This window comes from Lutimaribacter pacificus (assembly GCF_900142185.1).
GTDB lineage: Bacteria > Pseudomonadota > Alphaproteobacteria > Rhodobacterales > Rhodobacteraceae > Lutimaribacter > Lutimaribacter pacificus.
Window position 1 is genome coordinate 18,877 of the sequence record NZ_FQZZ01000018.1, and the last position, 8,861, is coordinate 27,737.

The following is an 8,861-nucleotide window of genomic DNA, read 5'->3' on the forward strand; positions in this document are numbered from 1 at the left end:
AAATCTGGCCCTCCTTGACCCTGCCTGTCCGCCCTGTCGGTGGGGTTTGCGCCCGCCCGCGGTTCCGTCCGAACACATGCGTGTTCGGCCAGAGCCTCGGGCGGGGCTGGCGGACCGGACCCCTAGGACAGGTGTCGCCTGGTGGTGAGGTCGGCAGAGCCGCGTCCCTGCGGGCCGCGGGGGAAGCGGACACCAAGGCTGCCTGAGCCTGAATGCGACGGCAGTATATAATTGACATCTTGGTATATTATCGTAAGGTGGGGCAGCCTTGGTGGAAGGTGGCAGGAAATAGGGGGTCTTTCTTCCGCATGTCCCGAACAAAACGCCTGACAGAGATCGAGAAAATGCAGATCGTTCGCGAGGCCGCGGAGGGTGTGTCGACGTCTGAGCTGGCTGAGCGTTTCGAGGTCACATCGCGGGCCGTGCGCTACGTCCTGAAAGCCGATGCCGAGCGCCAGACGGATGCCGCGATCCCGGTCTCGGCGGTCAGTGTGAAGGTCACCGCTGCGGAGCTTGCGGCGCTCGACGAGGTGCTGGCCGCCGCCGGGATCGAGAGCCGGGCCGAGGGGCTGCGGCGGCTCATTCAGGCGGCAGGCGGGGTGTTCGTTCCTGACGTGCAGATGGCAGCAGAGATGGCGCGCTACCGCGCCTCTCTGCACGAGGTTGGCAATGGGGTCGCGCAGATCGCCAAGCAGATGACCCGGGCCAACCGGATGGGGCAGGGGGCCAGGGGAGGCACGCGTGCCGAGTTTTCTGAGCTGCGCCTCGCGCAGATGCGCGGGCTAGCGCGGTTCATCCTGGATTCCGCGGATGAGATCGACCTGCTTCTGCGCCGTCGTCGCGACGCGATGCAGCTGGAGGCCACAGCCGCGCTGAGGGAGTTTGCCCATGCGGCTGAATGATGCGGCACGGGCCGCCGCCGCGGTCGACGCAGTCACAGGCGAGGTCTTCCGGGACGGCTGGAGCCGGATCCGGGGCTCGATGCAGGGGCTGCATGTCGCCAAGCAGAGCCAGCTTGTGCGCGCGGCAGCCGGGCACCGGCCAGCGGTCTTCAAGGCGATCCGGGGCGGCGGTACGCATACCAAATCGCAGCTCGCAAACCAGCTCGATTACCTCACGACCAAGTCCACCCATATCGTCGACAGCAGCGGGTTTCTGGATGGCAAGGCGAAGCTCGAGGCGGGTGACATCAAGGAGCTCACCGAGCGCTTTGCCAAGCGGTGGGATGCGGGCTTCAAGCCAAAGCTCGGGCAGACGACCCATATGCTCATGTCTTTCCCCATCGGCACGCGGGGCGAGGATGTGCGTGACATCGCGACGGATGTGGCCGAGCGGTTCTTCCAGAGTGACGCGGGGCATTTCGATTACATCATCGCGGTGCATGAGGACCGCGATCACCCGCATGCACATCTACTGCTGAACCGCCGCTCGCAGGAAGGCGAGTTCTTCTTTCTGGGGCGCAACCACCGCTTCAACTACGACGATTTCCGCCTCGCCATGGTTGAGGAGGCGGAGAAGTACGGCGTGCGCCTCGAGGCCACGCGCCGCGTCGATCGCGGGGTTGTGCATTACCCCGCCCGGACCCGCGAGGTCTATGCTGCCAAGGAAGAGGGGCGCGCGCCCCGCGAGCGCGAACGCGTGGGGCAGGACCTGACGCGGACGCTGGCGGAGATCGCCAATACCAGAACCGTCTACCACTCGCTTGCCGCGGAGGCTTCGCGTGAGGCGCGCGAGGATATTGCCGCAGCCCTCTTCCGCGCGGGCGAGGTGCTGGCGCGCGGCGGGCAGGTGGACCGAACAGGAGATATCTATATGGCCGAGGATCAGAGTTTCGAGGATCTGAGAAACCTCTATGCGGAGAATCTGGCGCGGGTGCAGGGAATGATCGCCGAGAAGTCTGACGCGGAACGTCCCGTGCTGGAAAAACGCCTCATCGAGATCCAGACGCAGGTCCAGCACATGCAGCCGCTCGGATTGCGTTCATCCACGCTATCAGACGCCCCCTCGGAGGGTGGCATCTATTCCGAGGCGAACATCGACACCAGTCAGCTGGACCGTCTGGCCGAGCCGGACTTGCGGTCGCGCATAAACACTGCCCTGCGCGGCACCGGGATCAGCACAGCGGAAGTGGTCGCCCGGATCGAGACAGGCGCGTCAAATGCAGCGCTCGAGCATCAATGGATCGCCGATGATCTCGCCAAGGTGGCCGAGGCGCGCGATCTGAACCTCGAACGCCGTGCCGATCTGGAACAGGCGCGCGACATCCTGAACGATGTCCATGTCGCGCTTGGCACGCTTTTGGAACGGGAGAACGTGCTGCGCCGGGACGGTGTAATGGAAGCGGAACCGGTCAGCGAGCGGTTCCACTATCACGAGGGCGCGGTGCAGGCGATGGAAGGGACAATCCGTCAGGAGATGCGCGCCGAGGGTTTGGCCGCGCAGCAGATCGAGGACCGGGACTGGGAGGTTGTCTCAAGAGCGGAGCGCCGGATCGAGGCGGAGCAGCGCGCGTATCTCGAGGCGCACCCGGAGCTGCTCGCACGCCCAACCGATGTGATCGACCGGTCCGAGCCCTACAGGGAGACCATCACCGATGCGGCCCGCGCTAGCGAGATCGCCCGCGAGGTCGACCGCGTCATGGAGGGGCGCGACCTCCGCACGCCTGTTACAGATGCGGTCGCCGATGACGTCTCGGAGCGCTATCCGGACATGCCGTCCCATCTCGCCCGTGGGCTCGGCGCGACCTATGCCGCCGTCGTTGAGATACGGGACACGGAGGCCATCAATCAGATCCGCCGCGAAACCGAGATGCGCGAGGGGCTTGGAGTTGGCACGCGTGACGACCGTCTAGCGACCCGCGATGAAACGGCGCCGCAGACTGACCGTACCGACCTTCTCGCAGGCGAGATTGCGCGCGTCCTGGACCATGAGCGGGCGGGAGAGTTGTCCGCGCCCTTCGAGACCGAGGTGGAGCGCGATGCTTTCCGCAACGAGATCGCGCGGGTGCTGGATGACCGTCAGCTTGACCGGCTCACATCCGGCGATGCCGATGCGCTGGACAAAGTTCTCGAGGACCGTCTCGACCGGCTCTATGTCGCCAAGGTCTACCTGCAATCCGATGCCGCGACGGCCAACACGGAGGCCTTGCGCCAGGTGGTCGATGAACTCGCCGACGCGGAATACGAAAAACACCGCGCGGCCGACGTGGATGGCGAAACCGAGCGGGGCCAGGTCCATTGAGCGCCGCCATGGGAAAAGCGCGTATCGCCACAGGCGTCCTGTTGGTGACGCTGGTGACCGCCGCCATGGGCTATACCATCGCCTCGGCGGTTCTGACCTACCAGGCTCTCGGCTTTGGGGCCGAGATCGACTTTGCCTATATCGCGCAGAATTATCTGGCGATCCGCGATCGTCGCCCGGAGGATGCCCAACTCATCCATCTGATCATCGGCAGCTTTGCCGCCGCCGGCCTGATGCTGAGCCTTGCCCTCTCAGGGTCCGCCCTGACACGCTTTGGCCAGACCCATTGGCAGTCTGCGCGCGAGATGAAGGCCAATGGTTTTTTCGGCGCGCCCGGGACAGGGTTCATCCTCGGCAAGCTTGGGACGCCCGGCTCCCGCGCAAAATACATTTGCTCCAAGGTCTTCCCGCATGCGCTGATCGTGGCGCCCACGGGCCGCGGCAAGACCACGGGCTTTGTCATTCCGAACCTGCTGACCTGGCAGGGCTCCGCCGTGACGCTCGATGTGAAGGGGGAATGTTTCGAGGCTACGGCCCGGCACCGCGCCGCCCAAGGTGACAAGGTTTACCGCTTCGCCCCCACCGATTGGGAGGGCAAGCGCACGCATCGCTACAATCCGCTTCTACGTATCTTCGAGCTGAAAGATCCCGCCCGCCAGCAGATGGAACTGCAACTCATTGCAACACTCTTCCTTCAAAGCGACAACGACCGGGTGCAGGGCCTCCTCAAGGGCGGGATCGATCTCTTCGTGGCGGCAGGCCTGCTGGCCTTCCAGCGCAAGCGCCCGACCTTGGGCGAGATTTACCGCATTGCCGCCTCGGGCGGGAACAAGCAGAAGGAGTATTTCGCGCGCGGCCACGAGGTGGAGAACCGGGCCGCCAAGCTGATCTTCACGCGGCTCGCTTCGACCAACAATGATACGCTAACCTCGTATGTCTCGCTCCTGATGACCTCAGGGCTCGACCAATGGCAGAACCCTGCCATCGATGAGGCGACGGCGGTGTCGGATTTTGATTTCCGCACGATCCGCAAGAAGCCCTTCTCCGTCTATCTCGTGGTCCAGCCGCTGATGGTGAAGCCGCTGGCACCGCTGATCCGGCTCTTCTTCTCCGACCTGCTCTCGGCCATGCAGGAAAAGGATCCCGGGCCGGATGAGCCCTGGCCCGTGATGATCATGCTCGATGAGTTCAACCGCCTGGGCAAGATGCCGATCGTGGTCGAAAGCATCGAGACACTGCGCACGTATCGCGGCCATCTGGCCGTGGTCACGCAAACCATCCCCGCCCTCGATGAAATCTATGGCGAGAACACCCGCCGCGCCCTGCAAGGCAACGCGGGCGTGAAGCTCTATCTCACGCCCTCGGATGAAAAAACCGTCGAGGAGCTGAGCAAGGCGGTTGGCAAGACCACGAAAACCGTCATCACGCGCTCCCAGTCCATCGGCAAGAACCCCTTCGAAGGGCGCAGCCAATCTACACGGACTGAAGAGAGCTCTCTGCTGCCCGAAGATGAGGCGCGCCGCTTGCCGCTCGACGAGATCGTCATGGTGATCGATGCCCAGATGCCGGTCCGGGCGAAGCGGATCCAGTATTTTGACGACCGGCTGTTTAAGGCCATCCATGCGGCGCAGACAGGCGAGTTGCCATTTCCAGAGCCGGGGGGAGGGGGGCCGCAAGGCACGCTGCCGCTGAGCATGCGCGCCATGCCGATGACACCGCCACTGGACGGGTCTGGCGGATCCGAGGCCGACGTTGAGGCCGAACGCCAGGCTGCTGATGGCCAATCGTCAGGGAAAACTGATGTCGCCCCAAAGAAGACTGCGCCGGTCGTTCAAGCCGTTATCGCCGAGGAACAGCGACAGATTGAAATGGATTTTGGGGGCGAGGTTGCGGATGCCGAGACAGTGGGCGTGGATGATGAGGCGCAGATGCGCTCTGCCGTCGATGGCTTGGACGAGATGGAAGCGATGTTGCGAGAGAATGGTGGTCAAGAACTAGTTGCCCGATAGGGTAGCGAGGATCGTATCTCGATCGAGCGGGCGGGAAGCGGTCTTTCGCTGCACAAGTCTTAAGTGTCTGCTTTGATGGTCGAAATAGGAGTTCATGGTCGCCAAGTCCAAGAGGATCGGTATATTGTTTGCCCATTCCAGTCCGCGCTGGTCCACATGTTGCGCCTCGGGTTTCCGCCGAATTTCGATCTTTCGTTCAATTTCTTGTAGACGGCTGGAGTTAACCGCGTTGCGAAATCGCTCGAAAGAGAGTTCATTCTTGCAGCATTGTTGGCGGCGCTTCCGACCCATACGAGGTCATTATTATTGCGAATACCACTCCTCACAACGAGCATCTCTGACGTATCGATTCCAACGGTATGGCGAAGAGAAAATTTGGTCGATGTGTATTGGTCTTTCAGTGCTGGGTTGATGGCCTTCTTAACCAAATAGTTGATCTGAAGACCTGTTTTGGCAGCGTCAGAGTTCTTACTGTCTCCGATAAATACGCCCATCACTCGGTCACCATCGAAGGATCTAACTTCTCCCCCGTTTAGCCGGATCACCCTCGTGGCGCAGAGCAAAAACGCTTTGTAAACCTCGGCCGCGAACTTGGCGTCGTATCGATCTACAATCTGCGTTGACCCATCAATGTCTGCGTAGAGTATCGTCGCGGATATTGAACGCCCAACATTTGACAGGCCCAGGTCTTCTGACTTTGGAACAACTTGTCCTTTGGTCTCAGTCCAGGCTGATTTGAAGATGCCCCGAACGTCATCGTGTATCTTGTTCTCGAATTCACTCACTTTTGCTGGAGTTCCTTCGAAGATCTCGATCTGCCAGCCAAGACATGAACGCCAACGCGGCAAGGGAGAGATAGATTATTAAGACAACCCACCACTTCTGCTCGGGGTTCGAGTTGAAATTCCAAAGAAGCGGAAGTTGGTTCTGTGTCCCATCGACTGAAAATGAAAGGCTAAAGACCGTTTGGACTGTTTGAGCAATCATAGCTGCGCCCGAAAGCCAAAACATGTTGCGATAAATCAGGTCTGGATTCATCCGGATAGCAACGAGGGTGCTCAGGGCACCGGCACCGAGGGCCGACAAAATCGCAAACCAAAGTGGAGAGCCCCCAAGCCCAAGCCAAATGCCGCAAAGGAGTCCAACTACTGCGCCGAACACTATCGAAGTCCATGTCCAGGCGTTTCCCGGCGATCTACTACTGGTGCCAAGTAATCTTATGTTTTTTCGATTCATGGAATCTACCATGCTCGACAGTCGCGTAGAAAACTCGGTGTGCGTGGACATTAGAGTTCTAAAGTCGTGTGCCGAGATAACCCGTGCTTCCAATTTCTCGGACTCGACATAGACATCTGCGGAGCGAGCAGCACCTGGCTTCATTGCCGCCATTTCGCCAATGGTCTGAGGTGCCTCTCTGGTATCAATGAAGGTTGAGTTGATGGATACTCTGACGGATCCGAACAAAATGAAGTAAACGTCATCAGCATCCTCGCCGTGGGTCATTAAAACCTGACCCTTGTCGAACTTAACCAGCCTCGACATGCCGATAATTTTAGCCGCGAGGTCGTCTTCATTGGCAACGAGTTCGCTTCGACAAATGATCTGTCGGTGCTTGTCTAACACTTCTGTCGACAATTGATCATTTTCCACCGGTGGCGGTGGATCGCTTATTTTCTTCTTTCCAAACAAGTCTCTATTTCTTCCAAGTTAAGTATCTTGAGACGGTAGCTGCTCTTATTTCGCATGGCCTTCCCATCCATTTCGAGAGGATCAAAGCCGTAGAACCTAAGGTAATAGAACAGCATTGCCTTGCGCACTGGGAGCTCGAGAACGCCGTCAACCATGCCGTACTCGATCTCAATCTGTTCTCTTTGCCTTGCGGTAAGGGTTGGATCTGCCTGAAGTTTTAGCGCTGCTATTTGTTGCCAAAGCGCGTCTGGGCGCTGATCCGGGCATTCCTCTTGCGATACGCTTGCGGCTTCAATTCTTGAAAGCACAAAATCTGAGAACCGGTCCTTCTCCACATCATAGGCACGCATGTGCCATCGGTGTCCGTCGCTAGCAATGGCATGAGGGCAAAGCGTTCGTATGGTTTCTGAGTCTGAGCTGAGCGAAACATATCGAACCTCCAAACATGCTTCTGCATCAATTGCATCGAGTACTGATCGAAGAATTTTCGGATCAACCTTGCGAGACGCGATGGCAACAGCGTCAAACTCCGGCAAGCGAGTTGGCCAAATTTCCTCTTTAGTACGATAGCCTTGATGAAACATCTCCAGATGAAGAAAGAAACCGGAAGACTCCCCGCTGGAGAACTTCGGCTTGAACTTTGAACTCACTACGTAAGATCGGCGTCGCGGGTCGTAGCTCATGTTGCGGGGTGCGATATCGAGATATGTGGTTAGGTCGTTTGTCGCTTGTTGAGGCGAAATCTCGAACTGATCTTGCAAGGCCTTGCGACCGATCGAACCGGTCCATTGCAACTGAAAATCGATAAACTCGAATCGTCGCCGTACACTTGGTTTGATGTCCATAGCTTGTCCCCCCTGATGTCTCCCAACTTCTACCATATTGACATTTTCTTGGAAACTCCTATTTAGTATGATCACAGAAGAAACTGTGCGACTCGCTGCCATGCTAAGCCGCTATGTGAGGAGATGAAGATTATGCCGTGGAAGCACTCGGTCGCACGTGATCGTATTCAGAAGCTCTTGGATGAAGTGCCCGAAATGGATGTCCAGCGCTTCGACCAATATTGGTCGCGATATCAAATCGATAAGGCGCTGCAGACAGCGATGAAGCAGCCCACCAAACCACCGCTTTTCAGCCTACCAAGGGACAAGGCGGTCGTAGTCGATACCGTTCAGATCTATATCTCGATCGTTGGGTACGATGAGATGCGTTTGGATGATGGTCGTGAGACCGAGGCATCTCACGCGCGGGCGCTTAAGGGGCTGCATCTATACTACGGCGCGGCGGATCGTGTGATCGAAGAAACCAATGCACAAAGGGTCGACTTTCACAGCGGGCGGATGCATGCAGTTTTTCTTGAGACCGGGGGCGGCGGAGTATCGCGAGAAACTATTGGTCAAGCCATTGCCCTTGCTGAAGATTTCAAGCGCGTAGTCAAGTTGGCCAATGATAGGTTGGCCAATGGAGAGTTCGGTACTGAGTTCCGGGTCGGTATTGACGTTGGGACATGCGTTGCAATCAATAACGGGACTGGTTCTGAACAAGAACCGATGTTTCTCGGTTCAGCGGCTAACCATGCGGCAAAACTTGCGGAGGGAGACACGCCTGGCGTGTACGTTTCCGACCGAGTAAGAGCTGTGTTGGGATACCAAGAGGTCGGCTTGCTTGAGAAGTATTTGGAGCTGAACTCCAGTCAAATCAGCGCGAATTCCGCCTATACCTCCGATGATGGCAGTGTGCTGTTTGGCGTAACAAACCGACAAGCATTTTCGGATCGAATTGTCGACACTTGGTCGGCCGATGTTCGAAAGGGGGTTGTCAACGACCGTATGCCTCCGGTGGAGGCCGTCTGACGGGGTTTCAGCGTCGGTGCTAAGTCCGACCTTATGGCCGACCATAAGTTCAGACCCGAGATTGAAG

7 protein-coding genes are annotated in these 8,861 nt (G+C 58.6%); 4 read left to right on the forward strand and 3 right to left on the reverse strand.

The window, feature by feature from the left end; genetic code table 11:
• The first annotated feature begins 308 nt into the window (after positions 1-308).
• The 3 genes from F3H87_RS21375 to F3H87_RS21385 are packed head-to-tail and all read left to right on the forward strand — an operon-like array spanning position 309 to position 5,249.
• Positions 309-902 (forward strand): transposase, encoded by a 594-nt coding sequence (locus F3H87_RS21375; RefSeq protein ID WP_149789821.1) that lies wholly within the window; start codon positions 309-311, stop codon positions 900-902.
• The gene (locus F3H87_RS21380) at positions 889-3,240 is read left to right on the forward strand and encodes a relaxase/mobilization nuclease domain-containing protein (RefSeq protein WP_149789820.1); all 2,352 of its coding nucleotides are present in this window, start codon (positions 889-891) and stop codon (positions 3,238-3,240) included. Before F3H87_RS21375 ends, F3H87_RS21380 begins: the two co-directional genes overlap by 14 nt.
• A gap of 8 nt (positions 3,241-3,248) precedes the next feature.
• Positions 3,249-5,249, forward strand: coding sequence for a type IV secretory system conjugative DNA transfer family protein (locus F3H87_RS21385; protein WP_149789830.1), 2,001 nt, complete (start codon positions 3,249-3,251; stop codon positions 5,247-5,249).
• Between the two features lie 92 nt (positions 5,250-5,341).
• Here F3H87_RS21385 and F3H87_RS21390 read toward each other — a convergent pair whose 3' ends face one another.
• The 3 genes from F3H87_RS21390 to F3H87_RS21400 are packed head-to-tail and all read right to left on the reverse strand — an operon-like array spanning position 5,342 to position 7,783.
• Positions 5,342-6,034, reverse strand: a complete 693-nt coding sequence (locus tag F3H87_RS21390) for an adenylate/guanylate cyclase domain-containing protein (protein WP_223228171.1) — start codon at positions 6,032-6,034, stop codon at positions 5,342-5,344.
• Positions 6,027-6,938 carry a cyclic nucleotide-binding domain-containing protein gene (locus F3H87_RS21395; RefSeq protein WP_149789819.1) on the reverse strand — a complete coding sequence of 304 codons (912 nt, stop codon included), beginning with the start codon at positions 6,936-6,938 and terminating at the stop codon, positions 6,027-6,029. Before F3H87_RS21395 ends, F3H87_RS21390 begins: the two co-directional genes overlap by 8 nt.
• A complete protein-coding gene (locus F3H87_RS21400) occupies positions 6,917-7,783 on the reverse strand; it encodes a WYL domain-containing protein (protein WP_188129298.1) in 867 nt (288 codons plus the stop codon). The genes F3H87_RS21395 and F3H87_RS21400 overlap by 22 nt, the downstream gene beginning before the upstream one ends.
• A gap of 123 nt (positions 7,784-7,906) precedes the next feature.
• Here F3H87_RS21400 and F3H87_RS21405 point away from each other — a divergent pair, with 123 nt between their 5' ends.
• Positions 7,907-8,794 carry a hypothetical protein gene (locus tag F3H87_RS21405; RefSeq protein ID WP_223228172.1) on the forward strand — a complete coding sequence of 296 codons (888 nt, stop codon included), beginning with the start codon at positions 7,907-7,909 and terminating at the stop codon, positions 8,792-8,794.
• The last annotated feature ends 67 nt before the right edge of the window (positions 8,795-8,861 follow it).